Genomic DNA, 25,372 nt, shown 5'->3' on the forward strand with positions numbered 1-25,372 from the left:
TCCTGTAAAATAAAAGGCCTTTGTTGAACAAAGGCCTTTTGGCTAAATAAATCTAAAAAATGAAATCGAGCATTTTTAAAATAGCCAATGCATCACTGCTAACACCAGACAAACCAGAAAAATACTTTCGCCCAACATCAAGAGAATAGGTTTTATGCCTACAGTTGCCAGCTCTTTCAATTGAGTTTTCATTCCTAATGCACTGATGGAAATCACTAAACACCAGCGTGATAATTCATTGATGCCGCCTTGCACCATCACTGGCACCCAGCCTGTGCTGTTGATACAGGCCAGCAATAAAAAACCGACTGCAAACCAAGGCAGCAGCGGCGGACGTTTTCCGGTGCTTTCCACCCCCTTCATCCGGGTGATCATAGCAGCGCAAACAATGACCGGCAACAGCATCGCGACACGCATCAGCTTGACAACTGTGGCCGTGTCCCCTGTTTCCGTAGACATACTGTAGCCTGCGCCGACAACCTGCGCCACATCGTGAATGGTGGCGCCTAAAAAAATACCGGCGGCTTGCGGCGACAGCTCCAGCCATTTCGCAATCATCGGGTAAATGATCATCGCTAAAGTTGACAGTGCGGATACGCCAATCACGGTAAACAATGTGGCTTTTTCTTTTTGCGGGTGATTGGGTAAAGCCACTGACAAGGCTAGTGCCGCTGAAGCGCCGCAAATAGCTGTTGCGCCGCCCGTCAACATGCCGAATAAACGCTGAAAACCCATCAGTTTTGCTGCAATCACAGATACAGAAATGGTCACGATAATAAGTGTGATGACTAAAACAATCGGCTGCCAGCCTAAAGCGGTAATTTGCTCTAAAGTAATCCGCATCCCTAAAAAGGCGATGCCGATGCGCATAACGGTACGGGCGGTAAACTCAATACCCGCTTTACACGGCCCGTCCGTGGCTAAAAAGCTTAATCCCATCCCGAGCAGCAGTGCGAACAGCATTACCGGCGCAGTATAGTGCTCAGAAAGAAAGGTCGCTGCCGCGGCAACCACCAGGCTGACTGAAAAACCTGGAGCGAGTTCTCGAATACGCTGGCCTAAAGCCAAGGATGCGTTTAATTCAATCTGCTTAGAATTATTCATGCTTCGTTCCAGAATCCAGCACAATGCAAACCTGCTCACCCGCCTGTTCTACCTCATATGTGGCCACTTTCAGCAGCTTGGAATTCACCATGCAGCCATCCGCCAGATTAAAACGCAGGCCATGGGCACAGCACTGAATCATGCAGCCGTCCAATTTTCCGCTAAATAGCGATGCGCCCTGATGAGGACAGCTGTCATTAATCGCATACAGTTGATTTTCTACATTAAAGAGCGCAATCGATTGCTCACCGATCTGCAAAAAAGTTCGGCCGCCTGATGCAGGGATTTTCCCTTGGGGCACTTCAAAACGACTCTTCATACTTCAGCTCCTTGCGCCTCAAATGCTTCAAGCAGGGCCTGATAGAGCATCGCTGCAGGCTGTGCGCCAGCCAAAGCGAATGCCCCGTCAAACACAAAATAAGGAACGCCCTTTCCACCGGTATTTACAGAAATAAACGGGGTATTCGGCTCATCCAAAAGCGCTTTAATCGGCGCTTCTGCATAACCGCAATACGTTGCGATTTTCTGCAATACAGCAGGATCTGAGATGTTTTCAGAATGATGAAAATAAGCGGAAAAGATTCCTTCAAGCAGAAGGTCGTATTGGCTAGGAGCAGCCAACTGGAGTGCATTGCTGAGCAAGCTATGCGCCTTTGCTGTATTCGGCATGCGCGGAATCCGTTCAAAGTCGATGTCCACACCGACCGCTTTAGCCGCCTGGCGCACTTGCTCCTGCCGCATTCTCACTGCAGTGGTCGTACCTAAGCGCTGCAAATAAAATGCTTTAAACGGTATGCCATCCACAGGGATGGACGGCAGCAGCTGAACGCCGCGCCATTTTATCGCCACTTGTATCTGCGGATGGGTTTGCTTCAATTTCTCAATCGCAGCGTGCAGCTGACGCTTTCCAATCAAGCACCAAGGACAGATAAAATCAAAAAAAACTTCAACACTAATCTTGGCTTGCATCATTGGTCACCTGTTTTAGCCGGCTGATTCGGAAATGCATGCTGCTCTGCAGCCACTTGAAGATGAAAGCGCGCCACATCGCGTAAATAATGGCGTTTGGCGTAAAAGAATACCGCCGCCGCCACAATACTCATCGCAGGCATGATTTGAAATGCATTGTGCAAACCAATGGCATCTGAAAGCTTGCCCACCACTAAAGGCCCCAAAGCCAAACCTAAGAAGTTATTCGCCAATGTTAAGGTCGCAAATGCCGTACTGTGCACCGAATTATGCGTCAAATTCGCAACCATCGCGCTTGAAGGGCCATTCGTGCCAAGGACGATAAACATGCCTATAGCAATCATGATTAATTGCGCATGGCCCGCCGGCATAGCAAATGCAATCATCAATAACAGGCATCCAAGCAGGCAATATGCAATCGCCAGTGTGACCTTGCGATCCGGACGGTCTTTACCTAAACGGTCACATAACATGCCGCACAAAATAGTGCCTACCGCACTGCTTAAGATAATGACTGCCGCCATGACACCCGCTTTATCCGTCGCCATTCCGTAATAGCGGTTAAGATAGCTGGGGAACCAAACAATGACCGTACCGCCAACAAACAGCTGTAAGCCGCTGGCAATATAAGTTGCGACCACAGACCGGCTTGAATAGATCGTTCTGAGCGGATTGGCAGCAGATGGATCTTTTTGCTTTGCATTTAATATTTTCTGAGTTGAACCAATTTTTTTTTCTTTCACTAAAATTGGATATAAAAGTGCCAGTATCAGGCCAAATATTGCCATGCCGCCAAATGCCCAGCGCCATCCCAAATGCTCAGCCAGCACGCCGCCGAGCGCCATGCCTAAAAATGAGCCAAACACGCCGCCCGCCATAAATGAGCTGGCTAATGTTGCGCGCATATCCCGAGGGAAAACTGCAACCACCACGGCAATACCCACGCTGCCATAAGCCGCCTCACCTACACCAACTAAAAAACGGGCAAACAGCATATGTTCATAGCTCTCTGCAATTGCACAGCCTAAAGTGGCTAAACTCCACAACACGGCCATCAGCGTTAAGCTTTTTACTTTGCCGAAACGGTCTGCCAAAATTGATAAAGGCAATGTCAGTAAACCCACCATCAAGGCCACAATGCCGCTGAGTAAGCCCAGCTGGCTGTCCGTCAGCGCCCACTCATTTTTGATCAATGGAAAGACTGCATTCAGCACCTGACGGGACATATAGTCAGAAATCAGCAGGCCAAATGTCAGCGCAAAAACAATCCATGCATAACGGCGGGGAATGCCGATAGATGTATCTATGCCAGTCGCAGGAGCAGAATACTCATGTGCACCCATATAACCTCCTTGTATTTTTATTCTATCTTCTTGATTGAGCGGCGGAAGAATTACGCAGTCATCTGCAGCCTAATTCTTCCGTTCTCTGCTGACACAAGTTCAAAAATCCTTCTTGCTTAAGTCAGTTTGACTAGCGCTGCGGTACGCCCTTTTGGCCTGGTTTACGGTTTGGCGCCATGCCATTGGCCAGCAATGTTTCTTCAATGCTGCCGTACTGTACACCAATACGGTAAATTTCACGGGCTTCTTGACCATTGGCCACTTCACGGCCTAATTCATGGGCAATACGGACGGTTTGCTTGATTTGCTCAACAGAGGAAAAACGCTCACCTTTATGATCAATAATCGTGTCTTCATTCCCCACACGCGCATGCAGTCCCATTGCCATTGAAATGGTATTCAGCGGCAAAACATTCTTTAGCAGCGATTCAGAGGTCAAGGTGCAGCCATCGGGAACACGGTGAACGAAATTAAAGAAGTTGAACGGATTAGGGCCATCAAAACCGCCGCCAATACCAATCCAAGTAATATTCATTGGGCCTTTATATAAGCCTTTGCGCACCAGCCGCTCCAAGGTTTCCAGGCCATGCATGCCCGTCAGCTGGAAATGCGGCTGAATGCCATTTGCAGCTAAGCGCTTAAGATGCTCAATTAACCATTCAGGGCCTGCCGGCACCGTCATTTCTGCATAAGCGGCCTGAATTGCAGGATGCTCTAAAGATGTGCCTTTTAAATACTCAGGATACAGAAGTTCCATAATATTCATTTGCGTGGTATTGACGGCAACAGTCACTTGGTCAGGTTTCGGATCGAGTTCCGCCAATTTATGACGGGTGTCATCGCTTAGCCAAAGTGCAGCTTCACCGTCACTTTCAGGCGCAAAAGAAATTGAACCGCCCACCTGAATGATCATGTCAGGTACAGCTTTACGCACCCCTGCAATCAGCTCATTAAATTTTGATAAGCGTTTTGAGCCTTTGCCATCCAGTTCGCGCACATGCAAATGCAGCACAGAAGCCCCAGCGTCATAGCATTCCACGGCTTTTTGAATCTGCTCTTCCATTGTGACAGGAATATCTTCAGGAAAATCCTGTGGCATCCATTCCGGGCCATATGGCGCAACCGTAATCACCACTTTTTCCATATTTTCCGGGTGCAAAGAATCGTCAAAGAATTGCATATGCAGCTCCTAATGTTTTTTTCAATTGTGAAATTAATAAATGTGAGTTATTGCAAACTTAGTACGTCGCATCGCCGATAATGCCGGCACGCTCCATTTTGCGGTGGCATGCCGGATAGTCCATTACGGCATAATGCTGCGTGCTGCGGTTGTCCCAAATGGCAATACTGTTCGGCTTCCAGCGCCAGCGCACCTGATACTCTGGGATATACGCCTGAGTAATCAAATAGCGCAGCAGTTCCGATGCGCCGGGATTGGCATCCTGTCCATAGCGCACATGTTCTTTGGTATGAAAATTACTCAGATGTGTGGTGAAGGCATTCACATACAGAATTTTCTCGCCTGTTTCCGGATGGGTGCGAACAACCCGGTGTTCTGCATCGGGAAATTGCGCTTTTAAAGCCAGACGCTTTTCAATAGGCATGGCTGCGCCAAAACTTGCTTCAATGCTGTGATAAGCGCGCAGGTCAGCAATTTTTTCTTTAATATGCTCAGGCAAGTTTTCATATGCCATCACCATATTGGTCCACATGGTGTCGCCGCCGACAGTTGGGCATTCAATACAGCGCAAGACACACCCCATCGGCGGGACTTTGCGCCAGCTCGCATCGCTATGCCAGGCATTCTCATAACGGTCGATTGGGCTATCCGGGCTTTTATAAATCTGCACCAGCCCCGGATGTTCCGGATGGCTGCCTACAGCGGGATGGTCTTCCAGTTGTCCAAAACGTTCCGCAAATGCCACATGTTCTGCACGTGTAATATGCTGGTCTCTTAAAAACACAACACGGTGCTGCAATAAATTACTGCGGATTTCTGCAAATAAATCATCATCATGAATCGCATCTGCTAAATTTATGCCGCTTATTTCTGCCCCAATATGGCAGCTTAATTTTTCAACCTGCATATGAAAATCCTTTTCAAATTACAAAAATTGATGATCCTGTCGTTTTACGCGCTTCTAAATCGCGGTGTGCCTGAACTGCATCTTTGAGTGCATAACGCTGATTAATTTCAATCTTGATGCGCCCGCTGCTGACATGGCCGAATATCTCATCAGCCAGTGCCTGTTTTTCTGCTGGGTCTGCAATGTAGTCTGCTAAGGCAGGACGGGTAATAAAGAGTGACCCTTTTATGGCCAGCAAAACCGGATTGAAATCCGGGATTGGCCCAGAGGCTGTACCTACGCAAACCAATAAGCCGCGGCGTTTAAGAGAGTCAAGTGAAGACATAAAGGTATCTTTGCCGACACTGTCAAACACCACATTGACACCGACACCATTCGTCAATTCACGTACGCGTTCAGCCACATTTTCATGACTGTAATTAATCACATGATCACAGCCATGAGCGCGGGCAATCGCGGCTTTTTCTTCTGAAGACGTGGTGCCAATGACGGTTAATCCCAGCAGTTTTGCCCATTGAGAAACAATCAGCCCGACACCGCCAGCCGCGGCATGCAATAAAATCGTATCGCCCTTTTTAAAGTCATAAATGCGGCGCATCAAATAAGCTGAAGTTAAACCGCGCATGGTCATCGCCGCCGCAGTTTCACAGGAAATGCCTTCCGGCAATTTGATGAGTACATTGGCATCAACCAATCTTGCTGTACTGTATGCGCCAAGCGTATTGATAAAACCCGTATAGGTGACACGGTCGCCGACCTGAACATTGCTGACGCCTTCACCAACGGCATCGACAACTCCCGAAGCTTCTACCCCCATGCCATTCGGCAGCGTAATCTTGTAAGTGCCGTCACGGAAATAGGTATCTGCATAATTCAGTCCAACCGCAACATGGCGGACGCGAACCTGCCCCGCTGCCGGTTCACCGACTTCAATATTTTCCAGATACATCACATCTGGCGCGCCTGCTTCATTGAACCGTACTGCTTGATTTAAAGTCATCTTCTATCCCTGCTGATTTTTATTCAGTGCCAATAAGCTATTCAGCAAAACTACATCACTCAGAAGACAGACCACTTTACATATCACGACACCGGCTTAGCATTTTGCGACACAGCTATTTGCTAATTTCGTATATCTAATTACAAATTAAAGATTTAGCATTTTTCTTATTTAAATTTAATCACTCAGAAATTCACAGAGGATGCGCAACAGAGATGCATTTAGCTTTGGCGCAAGATGGGCTTCTTTCCCTTCTATTGCATAAAGCTGTATTGCTGCAGATAAAGGCCGTTCAGACCTAAGTGCACTGCTTGCGGAAATGACTGGCATCCGCGGCCTTAGAATTAAAAATAAAGCACTTTGCGTAAAAATTTGTCTTATCCCTATTTATAAAACATGCAAAATGCCTTAAAAAAGATGCCAATTTTTAATCTTTTCATTCTTTTATTTATGCACAATCTTGAACTGCTGAAAGCCTTGTTTTTAGGGCTTATTGAAGGTTTAACCGAATTCTTGCCTATTTCGAGTACAGGGCATCTGATCCTTTTTGGCCACCTTATCGATTTTCAATCGGATTCTGGGCGCGCTTTCGAAGTGATTATTCAGCTGGGCGCCATTCTTGCCGTGTGCTGGCTATATCGGCAAAAAATTGCAGATCTGCTTAAAGGCTTTTTCTCTGGCGATATGCATGCCAGACGCTTTTCCGTTAATGTCTTTTTGGCCTTTCTTCCTGCTGTTGTGATTGGGATCTTCGCTGTCGATTTTATTAAGCAGGTTTTATTTAGCCCGCTGGTCGTCGCTTGTGCGCTTATCATAGGCGGTCTGATTATTTTTGCAGTCGAAGCCAAAGAATTTAAACCTAAAACCATTGAAGCCACGGACATTACGTTCAAGCAAGCCATCCTTGTCGGCTTTGCCCAATGCCTGGCCATGATTCCAGGCACATCCCGTTCAGGCGCAACCATTATTGGCGGCATGCTTTCCGGTTTATCGCGCAAAGCGGCTACAGAATTTTCTTTTTTTCTGGCCATGCCGACCATGCTGGGCGCAGCCACCTATGATCTCATCCGAAATGCAAGTGTCTTATCCTCAGATAATATGATGAATATTGCGGCCGGTTTTGCCGCAGCCTTTATTGCGGCCTTGCTTGTCGTCAAAGCCTTGGTTAAATTTGTCGAAAAACATACCTTAAGAGTATTTGCTTGGTATCGGGTGATATTGGGTGTGGTTTTATTGATTGTATTTTTATAGCTGGGTTTTGAGTGGCTTCGCGGCACACATTTAAATGCCAGCTAACCGCTATTTAATATAAAAGCTGTTTAAAAAAGCAAAAGATAGCCGAACACCGGCTATCTCATTGCCTTACTCAATAATTCCGCTGAATCAGATAGACCTCATATAAAATAGTGCATGCGAATTGGGGATTGCTGTCAAGCGAGATGGCGATATTTCCACAGCTGCCCAAAATCCGATTATCAGATGGCCAGTTTTGTGCACGATAAATTTTAGGTATGGGTTATTCATTGGAGAATTATCGTGCTAAATAAGCCCCTGCAGAATGATTTGTGCAACAACGCTATATAAATCTAAAATGCCATCAATCTGCTTTGGTATCTGCAAACTGTATTCCAGTAATTCAGGATGCAGCAGCAAAGCTTTACCGTTTTGATTTTAATCAATTCATTTTAATTCCAAAATACAGTGACTTTTCTTGCTGCGGTAACAACTCTTTTAAAATTGCTCTGATTTTTGCAGCCCCATCATCTTCAATTTTATTATTACTACTGTCTGTAATATTCTGACCATTACTGCCCACAATTGGCAATATATTCGCAGATGCCCATTGCTTCGTATAAGCCGGATACATGTCATTAATAATGACGTTGCTTAAAGTTTCACTGCCTGAGTTTTTTACCATAATGCGGTAGATTAAACACTGACTTGGTTTCAAACTTTCATTTTGTACTGTATAGGTTGAATTAATAACCGACTGTGCATTGGCTATGATGCAGCTTGCAACTTTGAATTGTGATTTCAAAATTTGCAATTGGCTCGGGCTAACAGTAATCAGATCGGTATTGCTCAAATCTGCCAGAGTAACTGCCTTTCCGGTATTGTCTGGTTTCGCAATTAACCTGACTTGACTGCTCATTCCATTGGTTGCTGTTGCAGGCGCTTCGACCTTAATAAATAAAGTCACAGACTTGTTTGGTTCAATAATATTGCTTAATTCAGTTTCGGCCGCAGAAAGTAATGTGTCACTCGCATCGAGCGTATTATTGCCATTTTGATCTAAGAACAAGGTATATAAGAAGCCATTGTTATTTGTTGAACTTAGTCCTACTTTTACCTTCGTTTCATTTTCTACACCATAATTAGTTAAACGGTGTAAAAATACATAGCTTCCTCCAATACTCACTTGAGCAGTCTGATCATTGCTCAGTTCAAGTGAACGTTTTTGTGGCTGTGGAATAATAGCGTCTAAAATAATATCGCCCAATCCAGACTGCAGCGATTCAATGGCAAACCAGATATTGGTTTTTGCCACTGCCGATGAGTAAGCGGTAATGACTGCGCAGACTTGACCAGTCGTATTGGCCGCCACATTCAGCTGGGTAATTTGCTGGCTGCTGATGCCCGCTTTGCACTGTCCGATGTCGGCTTTATAAAATTCAACTTTCAGACCCGAAGTAAATGGTGTTATTCCGCTTTTGACCAATGTTGAATAATCGCCTGTACTTTGAGTTGGCACAATGGCTGTGCTTGAAGCATATAACTGATAATCCTGTGCCAAATTACTATAATTTTGAATATTCAATGGAAAATAGGCTTTTTGGCTGCTGTCTGCATTTTGAGTCAATAAAGGTGTAACACCTGTTCTGCCTTCCTTACTACTATAAAATAGACCCACACCTGTTTCTGTTACAGGAGCACCGGCCTTATTATTTGACAGGTCATTTTTAGCAGCCATCAATGTTTTGACAGTTGATATATCATTACCTGGGGCAAGATCATTCATCTTAGTTGTTTCAATAGTCGCGGTATTAACTACATAACCAGCATTTGCAGTATCTGTATCTGTAACCTTTAAGTTTTTTACTGTAAATCTATATTTCGCATTTGCAGGAATATTACCCAGACTTAAACCACTGCCTACAGTAGTCGTAAATAAGGAAGTTAATGCATTAGAATCAGTCCATGCAGCTGGACAAGCTTTACTTGTACCACTGGTTAAATCTTCACAAACTAATGCTGTTTGACCTGTTACTCTGAGTAGGTTTTTAAAATCATCCCTTAAAACAACTCCATCAGCCTGAACATTAGTGTTATTTGCAATATCTAAAGTATAAGATACAAGATTATCTTTTAAGACAACTGATTCAGCAGTTAAACTTTTGACTACACTTAAGTCGACATCATCTTCTTGGATTTTTAAATCAAAATTAACATCTGCTGTCACATTACCGCAAGCACTGAGAGATGTTGCAATCGCACCACTGTTCGCATCCAATGCAAAAGAAAAAGGCAAAGTAATATCAGCATTTGTTTGAGTATTGCCAAAAATTTTGATCACCAAATCATTTACTTGCACACCCTTACTATAATCCAAACTTGAGTTATATACTGGCGTATAATTAAACGTTACCTTATCAGGATTAGATATATTTAAACTATCCGAAGCAGAAGTTAATTCGACTAAATTACCCCCTACACGTTTATATAAACGGTAATTTGTACCATAAACAGCCTTTGTCTGTGCATAACCGGATGGATATTCAATTTTGAATTGCAATATTGGCAAAGCACTTTGACTTGCAATTTGTCCTACGATATTAAAAGGTACGGAATATTCTTTACCTGCTGCACCGCTGCCTCCTTCATAAAAACTACCCGAAGCCGCACTAAACTCAACAGCAGGTCTCAGATTCAATGTGATGTCATCAATAAAGTTCCCTAGAGTTGCATCAGTGCCAAATGCTGTTGCATCAAAAATAAACTGATAGATACCACTTGCAACATTTACTTTTGCTTTAGTTCCGTTAGGATTTGCATCTTTCCATTGAAATAGCTGTGTAACAGCTTGACTTGTACCAATAGTCTGATCTTGAGTAAAGCTAAAACGGTCTGTTGATACTTTACCAATATAAAAGGTCGTTTGTTCCTTGGTACTTGAACGTGCCGCGTGTCTAAAATTCCAAGCAAACTCTTCATCTTTAAATAAACAAACATTCTGATAAAGTGCTGATTTTGCGCTTGCATTTAGTTCAGCATATTGATTCGCCGTTGCAGAACTAAAGGCTCCTCCATTTGCATCTCTCCAAGCTTGAGTATCATTCGCACCTGAACCTCTCCAAACTTCTATTAACTTTGGATTTGGATGAGTCGTTTTCCACCCTTCCACATCTGCTTCAGGATGTTGTTTATAAGCAGAGGTCAATTTCGGATTATTAAAACTTAAATTGACAAAACTACGTTGAATTTTTACTTTGGTTGTATCTGCTGCCGTATCCGCCGCATAAACCTTAGCTGTACCAGCCAGCAAAAGCGAAGATGCTAAAACATGACCTAAAAATTGCTTCATCATTTTAGTTCACCTTCACTTTTTGCTGATCTGATTCTATCTGTAAATCTTGCCACTGCGGTTCTAATCTCACTTGAATCTGCTCACTGCTGCTGAGCTGCAAAACCACCCGGCGGCTTTTGGCGGATGCCAGCTTGGGGTCTGCATCGGCCTGTAAATCCGCTGCGCCTTTCGCTTCGGGCTGAATGCGCTCCGCTGCAATGCCTTGCGCTGCCAAATAATCCTGTACAGACTGAATACGGCGCTGCGCAAGCTCGAGATTGTATTTCTGAGTTGCCCGCTTATCGGTATAACCCAACAAGGTCACATCTATTTTTGGATACTTTTGCAAAACGTTCAGCAGTTGATCCAGCACAGCTTGGCTGGCTAAACTGAGTGCTGCACTATTTGACGCAAAATGTACAACATTCTGAACCTTATGCGCTGCATTCAACTCAGCGGCCTTATCCATCGGCCAAAATTCGGCAGTGACCCCACGGCAACCTTGACCATTAAGCTGTGCCATCGACGCCAGCTGATTCATCGCCCCGTTTATTGGTACAGGCTTAATCTCTGATAATTTAATCGCCTGATACAGAGCTTGCTCCGCAGCATGAAAATGTTCATTGGCATGGCGCCAGCCCAGCTCACAATATTCTGCAGCAGCCCAAACCAGCATAACTTCAGCATGCGCCAAACTTTCTGGTGCTTTATCAATTGCCCCAGACTGCTTTAAGTATTCAATTTGTTGCCATAAATCACGGCGCATGACCTGCGAAGCACTTAAAATAGGGGTGGTTAAGGATAAAGTTTGATGCTGCTGTAAGCCATTCGAAATCATTTTAGCCTGCTGCCAAGCTTCTAGCCCTGCTGAAGTCAGGCTGCCTTCAGACCGTTCATTTTGCGCATAGCTTAACCACATTTTCCCCTTATAAGCCTGATAGCGCGCTTGCCCCGCACTCTGCCGATACTGCTGTTCCAAAACAGTTGCCAATTCATCTATTTGCACAGCGCTCGGCCTTTGCTGCGAGGCAACGTCTGGCGCATGCTTGGCTGATACAGTACTTATGCAGCTTCCCAAAACGGCTAGGCATAATAATGTTGTTTTCATTATTTACTGCCCCTGCCCTGGTTCTAAAGAAAAATTGGTCTTGCTTGAGCGGCGGCTAAATAAATCTTCATCAAACTTAAATCTAAAACGTAAATATGCGCCTTGTCCCGTAGAACTGGTATTGGCCAGTTCATCATCCTGATAACCCAAAAAGTTATATCCTGCAGACAGCCATAAATTCGTTGTCACTAAATATCCAAATTCAGCGCCAAGCAAATAACGTGATCCCATACCTCGGTTTGCCCACAGCACGCCGGTTTGCAAACTTGCATCCCAACGTTCATTGATGTCATACAGCACACGGCCACCGACTAACTGAGTAAATGCCGAACTGCGTACATCATATTCATCTAAGACAGACCATTTCGCTGCGTATTGGCCGGACAAAGTCACTGGGCGCGAAGGATGCCAGTTAACATGCGTGGAGCTCACATAAGATGTCCGCTCAAATTCTGCTTCTAAGTCCGTCGCATTATTTTCATAGTAGTGTTCAACTTTAGAGAGCACGTCTAGTTTATTTTGATCAAAGTCACGCCATGCCATTCCTAACTGGAAACGGTTTCTAAAATGATCGCCTTGTTCAGCTGCCTTATTGTTGACAAAATTCAAAGTATTTTTCGTCAAAATTGTCATGCGCTCATTCAACTTGTGCGCATAGCCCAGAGTGCTGATTAAGGTATCTGATTGATCCGAACGGCGGCCTTCCAAACGTGTCATGGCTTTCCAGTCTTTTGGAGCTAAATATTCCAGCCCGAAGGTAGCGGCAGTTGAATCATTGCCATCATTTTCCGTGTTTTTAGAAAGTGTTTTCACTTGCTCAAAACTGGTGCTCAAATACACCTGAGGCATAATTTGCCAGCGATTACGCAACCCTAAAGCAGCCTCGGCTTCACGATTGCTTATACCATCAGCCACACGATATTCACTAAATGCAGAACCATCTTTCATGTAGCTACTGCTGATACCGAAAACCGTGCTATTAGTTTCTTCGGTAGTATTTAACGAATACAGACCATCAATGGAAGAAATCACTTCATGGCGTGCATACAAATCTGTATTCGGCAAAACTTTCACCGTTCCGCCTAAAGCCAAAACTTGTTTTTCTGAATCTTGAATATCTTGCTCATACTCGGCAAAAACACTTGCACCTTTCCATGGGAGTTTACCGGTAAATTTTACTCTGGCAGTCGTACCGTTATAAGCACCCATATTCTCTGTTGCTTTGGTTGCAGCATCCTGAGTTTCATCGTAGTGACGTAAACCTAGCTCTATGGCAAGCACTTTAAAGAAATTCCGCTCAATACTTGCCGCAATTCCTGTACGTGTGCCATGATTATTTTGGTCTTCTGTGCGGATCGCTTCTATACGTGCCAAGCCCACGCTGGCAATTGGCAGTGACGCTTTAATACCGCTTTCCATACGCCCGGCACTAATGGTTGCCGCATCGTTTTGGAAACCATCCTGGGCTTGCTGATGGTACACACGAAGGCTTCCAGCTCTTGGCGTATATTCAAACTCAACGCGCGCTGCTGTGCCGCTGTCTTTGCTGCCTGTCGGCTCGCTATTGATTTGGGGCATTTGGTCATCATCAGCATTGGTATTTTTCGATTGCGCAACTTCAGCAATCAGCTTTCCGTGCTGACCAATTTTAATGACGCTATTCACACTGGCGATTTGTTCTTCTTTTAAAGGATCATTGCTTTGCACAAAAGAACCGCCAAGCTTTAAATGGCTCTTTACTGCATAACTGAAGCTCACCCCGCCGACTTGATATTCTTCACCAATATCATCTGCTTCTACAGTAATGCGCACATAGTTCGGATTCAGGTCAGCATCTACACTGGCTACCGCCTCTTTTAAATAGATACTGTTGCTGTATGTATCTACGTCATAGTCAACAAAGCGTGTGAGCGTTTGACGTGAAATAATCAACCCGGGATTATTACGGTCACGTGTTAGAATTTCGACTTTTTCACTATTTTCAAGAATTTGGTCGTTACTGATTGCACCTAAACTGTAAGGACCAGAAATGCCGATAGCGCGATTTTCAGTCACCACCTGACGTGATTTAGTTTCAGCGCCAAATGCAGCAACTTCAAGCTTATCTCCGTCATGTCCCAGTTTTAGACCGGTTAATGAGCGGTTGTATTGCCCTAAAGAAAGCCCTTCATCTTTTTCAGTCCGGGTCACATAGTCCCCATACATGGCATAGGAACGGCCTTTATCTACACGTACGTAGAGTTTACTGGTCGACTGCGCTTCAAAACCTTTTGCAGCAGCATCACCATAAACCGGATAATATTCATCGGGTTGAATATCACGGAATAATCGCTGATTTGAGCTTTTATCTGAGTCATAGGCTAAGGTGAGCAGATAATCACCTTTCACTTTACCCTTCAGGAAAAGTGCCGCCCGTCCATTCAGGCTGGTCTCATTGCCCCAATCTGCAACTTCATTCAGTTGTTCTTCGAAGCCATCATTGCGGGTCACACTATGCAATTTATTGCCATCAAAGTTATTAAAATTAATTGCACCTTCAACTAAACCCACAGCAATCAATGGACGCAAATCTGCCAAGAACTGTATGTCCGTTTCTTGTTTCAATACACCGCTGCTCACACGCAACTTGCCACGTCCCGGCGCATTGGGTGCAAGTACAGGAATGATCATTTCCCCACCTTCAATAAAGGTTTGGATGCCCGGTTCATTTGGATTTAAATCCGGTAAATTGATGAGTCCAATATCACTTTCTAAAGTAATGCTGGTGCGTGTTGCAATTTTCACCCCATTTTTATCTTTAAGGCGGAGAATCAGCGCTAAAACATCTTTGCCATTCGCTGTGGCAGTCGCGCTACCATGCTCAAGCTGCAACTGATGCATTTCTCCAGGAACAACCACTTGCACCTGCTGGCTTTCACGAACATTGCCCATGAAATCCAATTGTTCAACACGGATTTCATTTTTACCGGTATTCAGTTCAACGCCAACAAACTCTTTGCCTTGCTTTTGTTGATCCGCCAAAACCGACAGTTTCCCCAGCCGTTTTTCAGATACAGCTTGACCATTAATGAGTACACGCTGATTGGCGCCTGCCATGCCCTGAACTTGAATCGTTGTCTGTGCAAAAGGCAGAATCTGGCCATCTTTTAAATTGAGGATGCTTAAAGCATTGCTATCGCTGCGCTTCAAAAGCTCCTCAAGATCGACCAATGCCGGCGGCTTGACCGGATCAATCGCCAACTGTTTATCTTGAGCAAAATCAGCATTGTTCTTATTTAAAATACACGTTTGATCATGATCATTGGCTAAGCAGCCACTGGTGTTGTCTGAACGGGTACTTTTTTCTATATAGCTTGGAGCATCAATAGAGAGTTGCTTATTGATGGCTTTTTCCAAGTTTAAATTATGGCTATTAATTTTTTCCTGACGCTGTTTGATCATATTGATCAGCGGTGCAGAACAGGCACCCGCTTGATCTGCCATGGCAAAGTCTGCGCGATGCAGTTCGCCACGCTTTACATCGATAAAACGACTTGCGGGATCACCTGCATTTCGATTGGATTGAGTCACCAATTCTACACCTGCAGGCAAGGTGGTACGGTCCAGTTTTAGTACATGCGTTTTTGCTGAAACGCCATAAAAGTCATATTTCCCTTCGCTGTCGGTAATGACATAGCTGCCATCTTCCATGTACAGACGCACACCCGGAACACCCAATTCACCTTTGTCTTGCATGCCGTTACGATTGCAGTCGGTATACACTTTCCCAATCACAAAAGCATCTGAACTGAATACACCCGGGCGCACTTTTACTTTGGCTTGCGCTTCGTTTGACGTCACACTTTTACTGACTGCACGCGCACGGTTAATACCATCACCATTCAGCGCATTCGGCCCAACCAGCACACGGTATTCAATTTTAGCTGTGGCATCCACAGCCAGATCCCCCAGGCCCAAAGTCAAATAAGGCCCTTTACCGCCTTCGGGATCTGCAACAGGCTTGCCATTAACTCGCATGGTATTCGGAACATAACTGAATCCGCGAGGCAAGTTATCTTGAACTTTGACATCCTGAGCCAGCTCATCCCCTTGATTACTCACGGTAATGCTGTAATTGGTGAAATCCCCCAATTCAACACTGCTGTCCAAAGCCACTTTTTTTACTGTTAAGCGCTGACTCGTACTTAACGGGTCAATAGGAATATCAATATTTAGTGCCGGACTGGTTAAATCCAGCTTAAAACTGCGTCCATATGAATAATCTGGATCAACTGCTGTAATACCAAAAGACTTAAAAGAACTGATAGGGTACGTATTTTGGTCACTGCTGAATTGATAGCTCTTCCCATTAATTGGAGATGAAGTATCCACCAAGAAAATGTATTCACCAGGCATCACAAATGGATAAATGAATTCACCATTGACATTGGTCTGTTGCTCAGCAGGAATTGTTCCTGCCATTTTTCCAGAAGCATCTTGACCAAAGGCAATGTTTGCTTTTACAGGTACGCCATTTTTATCGGCTAAAATGACCCGCGCATTGGCGACAGGTTGACCAGTTTTTGCATTAAATACAATCCCATAGGGATCTATCAGGATATTTGTAGAAATATTTGGATTTGGCGTATTGGTGCTGCTTCCATTCTGGTCCAGACAATCAATAATCGTTGCCGTCACTTGGTCACGGCGTAGCGTTTGCAAAATCTGATCTGCGGTATTTGGCGCTGTGCCGTCCCAGGCCGCCGTATTAATTTCAAAGTGGAAAATCCCGCTATTCGCTTCAGATTCTTTTCCGTTAACATATAAAAAGTCACCTGTTAACGTAGATTTAACCAAGACTTTCACTTGATCTTGCTGATGGGAAGCATTACAAATTGCAGCGTCGGCTTTTAAGTAAATCGGCTCATTCACCTTGCCTGTTTTAATGACATTATTATAATCTGGCGTCGTTCCATTTAGAGTCGCATCTGTCGCATTAATAATAGTTTGCACTAAATCAGAAGTAGTTTTTCTTGGCTGATTAGCTGCATTATTCCATGAAAATAAATAGGCCTGATTTTTTAAAATGCTATAGCTTAAATTTGCATTGGTTTTCACTTTTAACGTGATTTTACTTTCTTGTCCCGCTGCAAAATTTTTATAGCCGACAACAGCATGGCTAATTGCATTTTTATTTGCTGGCTGTGCTGAGCTATACACCCCTTCAGCCATTTTATAAAGTACACTCGCTCCGGCTGTATTGACTAAAACATCATCATATACCGTATTTCCAGGCAATGGATCTTCAACAATAATCCAGTCCCCTTGTGAGCCATCTACACTCACCGGCAGCGGTGCAATCGGTAGGTTGCCATTATTTTTAACGGTTAATGTATAGGTAATAGCTTCCTGAGCGCCTTGATATTGAATATTGGTTTTATCTACCGCTTTTCGGATATCCAGTTGAGGTACAACAATGTTAACAGGATCTTCAACTGTACTGCTTGGTTGTGATCCTTCCTGAATTTGTGCGGTAACAGGCATTTTAATCAGTGAGTTATTTGGCGTATCTTTAGAGGTTTCTGCCAGCACCCATAGATATACTTTTTCACCGGGTTTAAGCACAATACCAGCAGTGAGGAGCTGATCTAAATTTGTCTCAAACTGATTATCACCATTATCCAGATAAATACGAACATTAGATAAATAACTGGTATTTTCACTACTGAGCTTAAGCGTTGCTTGTGTATTGCTTAAATTCACCAGTTCATTGAACCAATACACCGTCGTGCCAGCTTCAACCACTTTTTGAACATCTGGAGACAGTTTCAGTGCATATAATTCTGAAATCTGAACTTCAACTTTATTTGATTGTGTTTCTTTTACATGGAGTAATCCATCACTCCCCATAATTTCATACTTTGCATAGGCAATATTGGGAATAATCGTGCCAGCATTTGGCATACTTGCAGTCGCGGCATGTCCATATTGAGCAAAAAATAAAGCAGACGCGAGTGCGGATAACGACAGTGCATCGACTTTTTTATTGATTGCCTTTTTCATTGACAAGCCCCAAAACAAAAATGAACCACAAATAATAAAAAAAATAAGCGTTCCCTCCCTTTCGAAAAAGGGAGGTGACAGATTTAAAAAGGATTATGGTGTCGTTGCTTTGTCAACCGTAACCGCAAACTTCAGTGTTGCTGAAGCGCCAGGGGTTAAAGTGCCAACGTTGTAATTGACATTGCCGCCAGCTTCAGTTGGCGCAGTGCCCTGAGTTACTGGATCACGTGCAATAGAACCGGTTTTGTATGTTGTATATGCCGGTACAGCATCGTTAATCACAACAGCCGTTGCGCCAGCATTACCTTGGTTTGTTGCTGTAACTTTGTAGAAAACGCACTGGCCCGGCTTGGCATTCTGAAGATTGATTGTATAGTCGGCATCTGCGGGGACTGCCGTACAATCTGCAGCAAACTGGAATTTTTCCAAGCGGACTGAACCCAGGTTAATAACCGTGCGGTCTGTAATTGACAGAATGCTGTTTGAACCTAATACGGCACCAGCTTCAGGCTGAATTTGCACTGTAGATGTATAAGACTGACCTGCAGTTGCAGTTGCAGCTGCTTCAACTTTTACATAGACAGTAACCGACTCGCCTTGCTGTAATCCTGCCAGTCCATTTTTATCGAATTTAGCATTTTGCAATATTTCATTTAGAGAATGACCTGTTGCAGTGCTAACAAGCTCCTCAGCATCCAGTACACCATCACCATCCGCGTCTACATAAACAGTAACGGTTTCACCAGCTGCCGGCGTTGGTAAAGCAAAGTTCAGTGTTTTGCCGCCCGCTGCTTCAGCCACGTTACCAATGTTGCTTAGGGTATGGCTATAAATAATGCTGCCGCCTGGCGCTAACTGACCTTGGCGGTCTGGTGTAAAGCTAATCGCACGCTGTTCTGCAATGGTCAGCTTAAACCCAATGCTGTCGTTGCTGCCGGTAGATGGTGAGCTGATCTTGACTGTAATGGTTTCTGGAATATTCGTTGCCGGCGTGCCGTTTGGCGCAGTAACGACCAGGCAGTAACTGCCAGTACCGCCATTAGCAATCGTGCCTGAATTGGTTACTTTCGTATTTGTGCAATTGCCTGATGCATCTTTTCCAAAAAGCTCTGCTGTCCAGCCAGTTGGAACGCCTTCAACTGCAATATTATAGTTATCTGGCGTACCGCCTGTATTTTTGATCGTAACATCCAGCGGTTTAGATGTGCCTGGTACTAAAGCTGTATCCGGAACGCCTGTGCTGCTATTCTGGCCATCACCGACATAATCAGGCAAAGCCGCGGTTCCTTTATTATGTACTAAATCCACAGCACTTTTGGTAAATGAATCAACAACTAAAGAAATAGTATCTTTATTGCTGCCATTGCTGACTGAGGCACTGGTCATGATCAGTTTAGTACCCGGAACGACTGTGCCGCTGGTTGGCAAAGTGACACGTACTACAAATTTTAAGCTGCCGCCAGCTTCAATCGGGCCTGTATTGTTGTCTGTTACCGGTGTTTTACCATCAGCTTTCAGAATTTCAATAATGCTTCCCGCCGGCAAAGATGAACCTGCCGCAGCAGCAACACTCAGATTATAACTGTCTGCAGTTGTGCCTGAGTTATGGACGTAAATAACATCGCCACCTGTCGCGTTATTGCCAAAGACAATCGCCTGGCCTTGCGCTGCCGCCGCATGAACTTGATCGTCAATGCCTGCAGCGCTGCCGGCTGGAACATTGTTGTCAGTCCAGGAGACAGATGCGTCATCGTTAATTGAGTGAGCCGTTGTACCCACCACAGTGACATTGTTCGGGTTCGATGGAACCAGAGTTGTATCTGTAGTTACCGGTGGAACAGATGGAACATTATCCGGTGTTAACGGCGTATTTGTGCCTGGTGTGAAGCCGTCAGTATCCGCATATGCAGTGTTCGTGATTTTTTCACCATTTGCCGCTGCATTTTTTACTTTAACAGTAAAAGACAATTTTCCTGTTGAACCTGCGGCAAGCTTTCCTGCATTAAAGGTAAAAGCTTCTTTTGCATCACTGCGCGTCTTAAAGTAGAAACCGTCCGCATCGGCATTGCCAGGATTAAGCGCAGTTGAACTGCCATTGTAATAAGCAACCAGCTTAGCATCAGGCACTGTAGATGTATCAAATGTTACATTGCTTGGCAGTACGTCATAAATAATGACATCTGAAGTAGCTGCAGCTGTGCCTTTATTCTGGAACGTCAAGGTATAGGTAATATAGCCATTTGCACCAATTGTGCTGACACTGGCTTCTTTTTTAATTTCAATGACTGCGCCGGTAATAATTGTCGCTTTGTCCGTATTTGACGCCGTATTTTTGCCAGCATCATATAAAGCTGTTGTTTTTGCTGTTGCAGTCAAAATCAAGCTGTCATTCTGGCCTGCCGTTGCTGCTAACGGCGTTTTAGCAACCACAACCAGACCGATAGATTCACCTGCAGCTAATTCAATCGCTGTTGTAGATGTTAAAGCAGCCGCACCATCATCCGCGATACCATCCTGATTACGGTCAATATAAACATTATAGCTGGCCCAATCGAAAGTACCGGCATCATTTGTAATGTTAAGCGTAAATGAGTCTGTGCCATTACCCGTATTGGTTAAAATATGCGGGAAGCTTACACTGCTGTTGGCTGCTGTTTGACGTTCGTTAGACTGTACAAGAGTAAAGCTGCCCACTTGTGCCACAAGGGTTTTAACCACGTTAGAAGTAACGACACGCTCAGTATTTGTATTATCAGTATACGTTGCAGTTGCTACGTTACTGATATTCTGTCCAGCTAGAGGCGTAGATGTTGCTGCCATTGCAGAACTGCCAAAGAAGGATACCCCACCGACAACTGCCAAGGCAGTCGCGATTTTACTTAATTGAAAACGTTGTTTCATAAGAAAACTCAACAATAAAGACGTTTAAACGACTAGAAATTTTTATTTAGAAGCATTGACACGCACTTGGGCTGAAACTGTAACTTTCTGTTTCGGTTTCAACTCGCTGATATTCCATTGCAATGCACGGTATTCACGCAGTGGAACATTGACTTTTTTGCCATTTTCAACACGAGTAAGCGGTGCTTTAGCAAAGCTTTTCCCGTCTAATGAGGCATAAGTATCTTTTGGCGCACTTTGACCGGTGTAAGTGACATACTCTGGAAGCGGTAGATTTAATTTCAAATTTTTTAGACTATTTGAAGAGACATTTGAGTAATCAACTCGATATTCCAAAACAGAGTTTGGTTTGACTTGATCAGTTGCTTTTAACTCTTTTTGTCCTTTTTGTTTTGCATCTACTTCAAATACCTTCATCTCCGCTACTAAAGGCTGGGTATTTGCTGCTGCGGCATGTGCAGCCCCCATGATTGATAGAGACGATAAAAAAAGTAAAATTGATTTGCTGCTACTGAACATTAAAATTTTCTTCTTAACATGAATATCACACAATATTACATAAAAAATTAAAAAAGATACACAAAATGTGACTTGGTTATTGTTTTTTGGATTTTAGTTGAATTGTCACTATTTAATTTTGGTTAAGAAAAGTGTCTTTTTAACACTTAAAGTAACAAATAATTGAAGAAAAACTTATCAATCAAGGGGGAAATAATATATGTTTGAATATATTTTTTTACAATTAAAATATAGCCATATTCTAAATACCAAAACAGCATCCATTTAAATGCATAAAAAACCCTATCAAAAGTGAAGAATACAGGTATAAAAATTAGCCACTATTCACCCATTTCGAACAATAACCTTGCAATCAACTTTGTTGCAAAAAATCACTTTTAAGAATTATTCAGCAGTAAAATTTCACAATGATCTTGTTAAAACAGTTAATCATTTAGGCTGAAGAATATTGAGAAAATGGCCGGCTTATCCTTATCACTGAAGTAAGTTTCGTTGAGTCAAAAATACACTGCAGCAAAATTATTAAATGGAAAATTAACAGCCTGAAATTTCCTGTGCCAAGTAAGTGAGATTTACAGAAATTGCTTTACTGAATAAAAATTTATACGTTAGGCAGGCTTTAGACCTGAGTTGTATCCTGCATTTGGATGGCATTGGATGAGCCTTGAAGGATTTAAGGCAGCTTCAAAATGAAGCTGTGATGTCTAAGATACTGGGAGTAATTCAGATTCAGGGAGCCTTGCTTACTTGCCTACATCTGCATGTGGTTTAGCCTATTTATCCAATATTAATGCTGACGATTTTTCAAGAATTGCAGAGCGCGAAGGCTTTGAAAAAGCTAAGCTCTTAGGAGCGAACTCGCCGAAGAACCTTGGACAACTGACACAGATGGCAGAGGCATCGCGTGAGCGAGGTTATGGTTTAATTTCAGATACCTATGAACTGGGTATGACTGCAATGGCAAAAACCATTATTAACCCACACACAAACAAACCATTCGGTACTGTCAGTATTGCAGGCCCTTCATTCCGACTCAATGAACAACGAGTTCAGGAACTCGCATCAAAATTAATTTCTACTGCACAGCAGTTAGGTGAAATTATTCATTTAGTGCAAATCTAAAAAGCCCCGCATTTCAGAATTTAAACATCGGCCCTGAAATGCTGGGACATGAAGATCAGTTCAACACAATAACTTTAATTCTCTAAACTGTACGCAACCACATAATCACCATGATCAGGCGACTGACGTGCCCCACCTGCGGAAATGACCACATATTGCTTGCCTGTTTTTGGAGAAATGTAGCTCATCGGTGTACCTTGGCTACCTACGGGTAAACGCGCTTTCCATAACTCTTCACCATTAGATGAATTGAAGGCACGTAAGTAGAAGTCTTGTGTTGCAGCAAAGAACACTAAACCACCTTGGGTCGCCATTGGGCCACCAATGGTTGGCATACCAATCGGCGCTTTTAAGCCCATTTTAATGCCCATTGGACCAGTATCTTCAACCGTACCTAAAGGCACCTGCCAAGCCACTTGACGGGTTTTCATATCAATCGCCGTCATGGTCCCGAAAGGCGGTTTTTGACATGGAATGCCTAGTACCGACATAAAGCGGTTTTTATTCACTTTATACGGTGTACCTTTCATTGGCACTGCGCCCATACCAGTGTTGACCTTCTCTCCGCCACTGGCTTCAAGTTTTAGGTCTTCAGGCGTTTGTTTAATCAGCTGAATCCACAGACCTAGGCGCATATCGTTGACAAACATATAACGATGCGTTGGGTCAAATGCGATACTGCCCCAGTTCATCCCACCCAGCGAACCCGGAAAACTTAAAGATATATCAGAACCCGGTGCTGTAAAGAGACCGTCATAACGCATGGATTTAAAGTTAATACGACACATCAACTGGTCAAATGGCGTTGCGCCCCACATGTCCGATTCAGTCAAAGTTTGATTACCAATCTGTGGCATTTCAACTGAACGTGGCTGAGTTGCACTGTATTGTTCATCAGGAATATCTGCAGCTTTTACAGGTTGCTCAACCACTTTGGTTAAAGGCTGACCCGTAATACGGTCGAGTACAAAGAACTGACCTGACTTGGTGCCAATGACAACAGCAGGTTTGGTTTGCCCATTTTGCATTGGAAAATCGACCAAGCTTGGCTGCATGGGTAAATCGAAGTCCCAGAGGTCATTGTGAACGGTTTGATAAACCCACTTTTCTTTACCTGTGGTTGCATCCAAAGCCAAAACGGAAGAATTGTACTTATGATCGACAGGTTGACGATTTCCGCCCCAGACATCGACTGACGAACTGCCCATCGGTAAAAATACCGTGTTCATTTGTGGGTCGTAGGACATTGCCGCCCAAGAGTTAGCTGAACTACGTTTATAGATTTCACCCGGTTTTAGGACATAGTTTGGATTTGGGTTACGTGGATCAAAAGCCCAACGCAGCTGCCCAGTAATCACGTCATAGGCACGAATCACACCACCCGGCATATCGGCTGCAAAGTTGTCAGCAATACGACTCCCGACAATGATGCTGGTTCCTGCAATGGTTGGCGCCGAGGTCACTTCAAAACGAGGCGCTTGCGTGCCCGCACCTAGACCTTCCAGTAAGTTCACCGTTCCATCGACACCAAAGTCTTTACAGCGTTCGCCTGTATCGGCATTGACTGCAATTAAACGACCATCAGGTGTATTGGTATAAACACGACGTGGACATGCGGTATTATTTGCCACCGCTGTAACCGCACTTGCACCAGCTAAAGTCGGTTGTACCAAGGCTTGAGTCGAGTCAAAGTAACCCACACCGCGGCAACGCTCCCAAGCATCGGCTTTAGAATTCACTTCAGCCTTCCAGATTTGTTTACCTGTGTCCGCATCTAAAGCAATAATGTTGTTATGCGGTGTACATAAAAAGACTTTATCACCGACCTGTAAAGGCGTGAGCTGGTCTTCTGCGCCATTACCCGTACCTGTGGTCATATCGCCTGTTTGAAAGCGCCATGCTTCCTTTAACTTAGATACATTATTTCGGTTGATCTGATCCAGTGCAGCAAAACGACTTCCACCAGCATCATTACCATAGTGCGACCAATTCACTTGTTGGGTTTGAGCTGTTACAGGCACTAGGGGTAGTTCTTCACCACTGGCTTTTACCGTTGGATGTGGAATAAACATGCCATACAAACCACCGAGCATACCTAACACTGTCAAACCACCTAAGGCATAAGCGGGTGCCGAAGGCGAAATTTGAAATTGGTACTTACGAATAGCAGGCAAGGTAAAACAGAGTGCGGCAAATAAACCCGCCGGAAACATTAACCGTGAATGGAGTGCCCAAAAATCCCAACCTGCATCAAACAGTGCCCAGACCACGGTTCCAAGAAAAACCAGTGCAAAAATCCAGACACCCAATGCTTTTTTTCTAAAAATAAATATTGCAGAAATAGTGGTTAATAAACCTGCAATGAAGAAGTACCATGAACCACCTAGACTAATCAGTTTTCCACCACCGATTAAATAAAATAAGCCAGTCAGCAATAAAGCTAAGCCTAATATAAAGCACCATATTTTAAATATGGGTTGAGATTGCGCTTCGGACATACTTTTTACTCCAAATGCTGTGTTTTAAATGATCTCTCCTACTTTTTTTTGAGCATCATTCACACCACATCCAAACTTTGAGCATCCACAATTAACTTGCTTCAACAATGAAAAA

At 44.0% G+C, this 25,372-nt stretch carries 14 protein-coding genes and 1 pseudogene; 2 read left to right on the plus strand and 13 right to left on the minus strand.

All coding sequences use genetic code 11. From position 1 onward, the window contains the following. Positions 1 to 75 precede the first annotated feature (75 nt). The 7 genes from F941_RS10830 to F941_RS10860 all read right to left on the minus strand — a co-directional run bounded on the left by F941_RS10830 (position 76) and on the right by F941_RS10860 (position 6,503). Positions 76 to 1,104, minus strand: a complete 1,029-nt coding sequence (locus F941_RS10830) for a YeiH family protein (protein ID WP_005011111.1) — start codon at positions 1,102 to 1,104, stop codon at positions 76 to 78. Next, positions 1,097 to 1,423 carry a Rieske (2Fe-2S) protein gene (locus tag F941_RS10835; protein ID WP_005011112.1) on the minus strand — a complete coding sequence of 109 codons (327 nt, stop codon included), beginning with the start codon at positions 1,421 to 1,423 and terminating at the stop codon, positions 1,097 to 1,099. The genes F941_RS10830 and F941_RS10835 overlap by 8 nt, the downstream gene beginning before the upstream one ends. Next, positions 1,420 to 2,076 carry a DsbA family oxidoreductase gene (locus F941_RS10840; RefSeq protein WP_005011115.1) on the minus strand — a complete coding sequence of 219 codons (657 nt, stop codon included), beginning with the start codon at positions 2,074 to 2,076 and terminating at the stop codon, positions 1,420 to 1,422. Before F941_RS10840 ends, F941_RS10835 begins: the two co-directional genes overlap by 4 nt. Beyond that, positions 2,073 to 3,416, minus strand: coding sequence for an MFS transporter (locus tag F941_RS10845; RefSeq protein ID WP_005011119.1), 1,344 nt, complete (start codon positions 3,414 to 3,416; stop codon positions 2,073 to 2,075). The genes F941_RS10840 and F941_RS10845 overlap by 4 nt, the downstream gene beginning before the upstream one ends. A gap of 130 nt (positions 3,417 to 3,546) precedes the next feature. Then, positions 3,547 to 4,596, minus strand: a complete 1,050-nt coding sequence (locus F941_RS10850; protein ID WP_005011125.1) for a beta-keto acid cleavage family enzyme — start codon at positions 4,594 to 4,596, stop codon at positions 3,547 to 3,549. A gap of 58 nt (positions 4,597 to 4,654) precedes the next feature. After that, positions 4,655 to 5,503: a TauD/TfdA dioxygenase family protein gene (locus tag F941_RS10855; protein ID WP_005011126.1), complete on the minus strand. Its 849-nt coding sequence runs from the start codon at positions 5,501 to 5,503 to the stop codon at positions 4,655 to 4,657. 13 nt (positions 5,504 to 5,516) lie between these two features. Continuing rightward, positions 5,517 to 6,503, minus strand: a complete 987-nt coding sequence (locus F941_RS10860) for a quinone oxidoreductase family protein (protein WP_005011128.1) — start codon at positions 6,501 to 6,503, stop codon at positions 5,517 to 5,519. 450 nt (positions 6,504 to 6,953) lie between these two features. Here F941_RS10860 and F941_RS10865 point away from each other — a divergent pair, with 450 nt between their 5' ends. Then, positions 6,954 to 7,754 (plus strand): undecaprenyl-diphosphate phosphatase, encoded by an 801-nt coding sequence (locus tag F941_RS10865; protein WP_026253346.1) that lies wholly within the window; start codon positions 6,954 to 6,956, stop codon positions 7,752 to 7,754. 424 nt (positions 7,755 to 8,178) lie between these two features. Here F941_RS10865 and F941_RS10870 read toward each other — a convergent pair whose 3' ends face one another. From F941_RS10870 to F941_RS10890, 5 genes are all read right to left on the minus strand, one after another. Further along, positions 8,179 to 11,088, minus strand: a complete 2,910-nt coding sequence (locus F941_RS10870) for a DUF11 domain-containing protein (protein ID WP_005011130.1) — start codon at positions 11,086 to 11,088, stop codon at positions 8,179 to 8,181. 1 nt (position 11,089) lies between these two features. After that, positions 11,090 to 12,175 carry an OmpA family protein gene (locus F941_RS10875; protein ID WP_005011132.1) on the minus strand — a complete coding sequence of 362 codons (1,086 nt, stop codon included), beginning with the start codon at positions 12,173 to 12,175 and terminating at the stop codon, positions 11,090 to 11,092. 3 nt (positions 12,176 to 12,178) lie between these two features. Next, entirely contained in the window at positions 12,179 to 18,217 is a 6,039-nt protein-coding gene (locus tag F941_RS10880; RefSeq protein ID WP_005011133.1) for an SdrD B-like domain-containing protein, read from the minus strand. A gap of 93 nt (positions 18,218 to 18,310) precedes the next feature. After that, the gene (locus tag F941_RS10885) at positions 18,311 to 21,118 is read right to left on the minus strand and encodes a beta strand repeat-containing protein (RefSeq protein ID WP_005011134.1); all 2,808 of its coding nucleotides are present in this window, start codon (positions 21,116 to 21,118) and stop codon (positions 18,311 to 18,313) included. 42 nt (positions 21,119 to 21,160) lie between these two features. After that, complete coding sequence (locus tag F941_RS10890) at positions 21,161 to 21,637, minus strand: hypothetical protein (RefSeq protein ID WP_005011136.1); 477 nt, start codon at positions 21,635 to 21,637, stop codon at positions 21,161 to 21,163. A 741-nt stretch (positions 21,638 to 22,378) separates the two neighbouring features. On the opposite strand from F941_RS10890, the pseudogene F941_RS10895 reads away from it, so the two are divergent. Continuing rightward, a pseudogene (locus tag F941_RS10895) lies at positions 22,379 to 22,759 on the plus strand (IclR family transcriptional regulator domain-containing protein); the annotation flags it as partial. A 74-nt stretch (positions 22,760 to 22,833) separates the two neighbouring features. Here F941_RS10895 and F941_RS10900 read toward each other — a convergent pair. Next, entirely contained in the window at positions 22,834 to 25,257 is a 2,424-nt protein-coding gene (locus F941_RS10900) for a glucose/quinate/shikimate family membrane-bound PQQ-dependent dehydrogenase (protein ID WP_005011138.1), read from the minus strand. Positions 25,258 to 25,372 lie beyond the last annotated feature (115 nt).

It is taken from the genome of Acinetobacter bouvetii DSM 14964 = CIP 107468 (assembly GCF_000368865.1).
Taxonomy (GTDB): Bacteria; Pseudomonadota; Gammaproteobacteria; order Pseudomonadales; family Moraxellaceae; genus Acinetobacter; species Acinetobacter bouvetii.

Bases quoted from the DNA above. Each gene is read 5' to 3' on its own strand.
- F941_RS10830 (WP_005011111.1), bottom strand. From the start codon at position 1,104: ATGAATAATTCTAAGCAGATTGAATTAAACGCATCCTTGGCTTTAGGC.
- F941_RS10835 (WP_005011112.1), bottom strand. From the start codon at position 1,423: ATGAAGAGTCGTTTTGAAGTGCCCCAAGGGAAAATCCCTGCATCAGGC.
- F941_RS10840 (WP_005011115.1), bottom strand. From the start codon at position 2,076: ATGATGCAAGCCAAGATTAGTGTTGAAGTTTTTTTTGATTTTATCTGT.
- F941_RS10845 (WP_005011119.1), bottom strand. From the start codon at position 3,416: ATGGGTGCACATGAGTATTCTGCTCCTGCGACTGGCATAGATACATCT.
- F941_RS10850 (WP_005011125.1), bottom strand. From the start codon at position 4,596: ATGCAATTCTTTGACGATTCTTTGCACCCGGAAAATATGGAAAAAGTG.
- F941_RS10855 (WP_005011126.1), bottom strand. From the start codon at position 5,503: ATGCAGGTTGAAAAATTAAGCTGCCATATTGGGGCAGAAATAAGCGGC.
- F941_RS10860 (WP_005011128.1), bottom strand. From the start codon at position 6,503: ATGACTTTAAATCAAGCAGTACGGTTCAATGAAGCAGGCGCGCCAGAT.
- F941_RS10865 (WP_026253346.1), top strand. From the start codon at position 6,954: ATGCACAATCTTGAACTGCTGAAAGCCTTGTTTTTAGGGCTTATTGAA.
- F941_RS10870 (WP_005011130.1), bottom strand. From the start codon at position 11,088: ATGATGAAGCAATTTTTAGGTCATGTTTTAGCATCTTCGCTTTTGCTG.
- F941_RS10875 (WP_005011132.1), bottom strand. From the start codon at position 12,175: ATGAAAACAACATTATTATGCCTAGCCGTTTTGGGAAGCTGCATAAGT.
- F941_RS10880 (WP_005011133.1), bottom strand. From the start codon at position 18,217: ATGAAAAAGGCAATCAATAAAAAAGTCGATGCACTGTCGTTATCCGCA.
- F941_RS10885 (WP_005011134.1), bottom strand. From the start codon at position 21,118: ATGAAACAACGTTTTCAATTAAGTAAAATCGCGACTGCCTTGGCAGTT.
- F941_RS10890 (WP_005011136.1), bottom strand. From the start codon at position 21,637: ATGTTCAGTAGCAGCAAATCAATTTTACTTTTTTTATCGTCTCTATCA.
- F941_RS10900 (WP_005011138.1), bottom strand. From the start codon at position 25,257: ATGTCCGAAGCGCAATCTCAACCCATATTTAAAATATGGTGCTTTATA.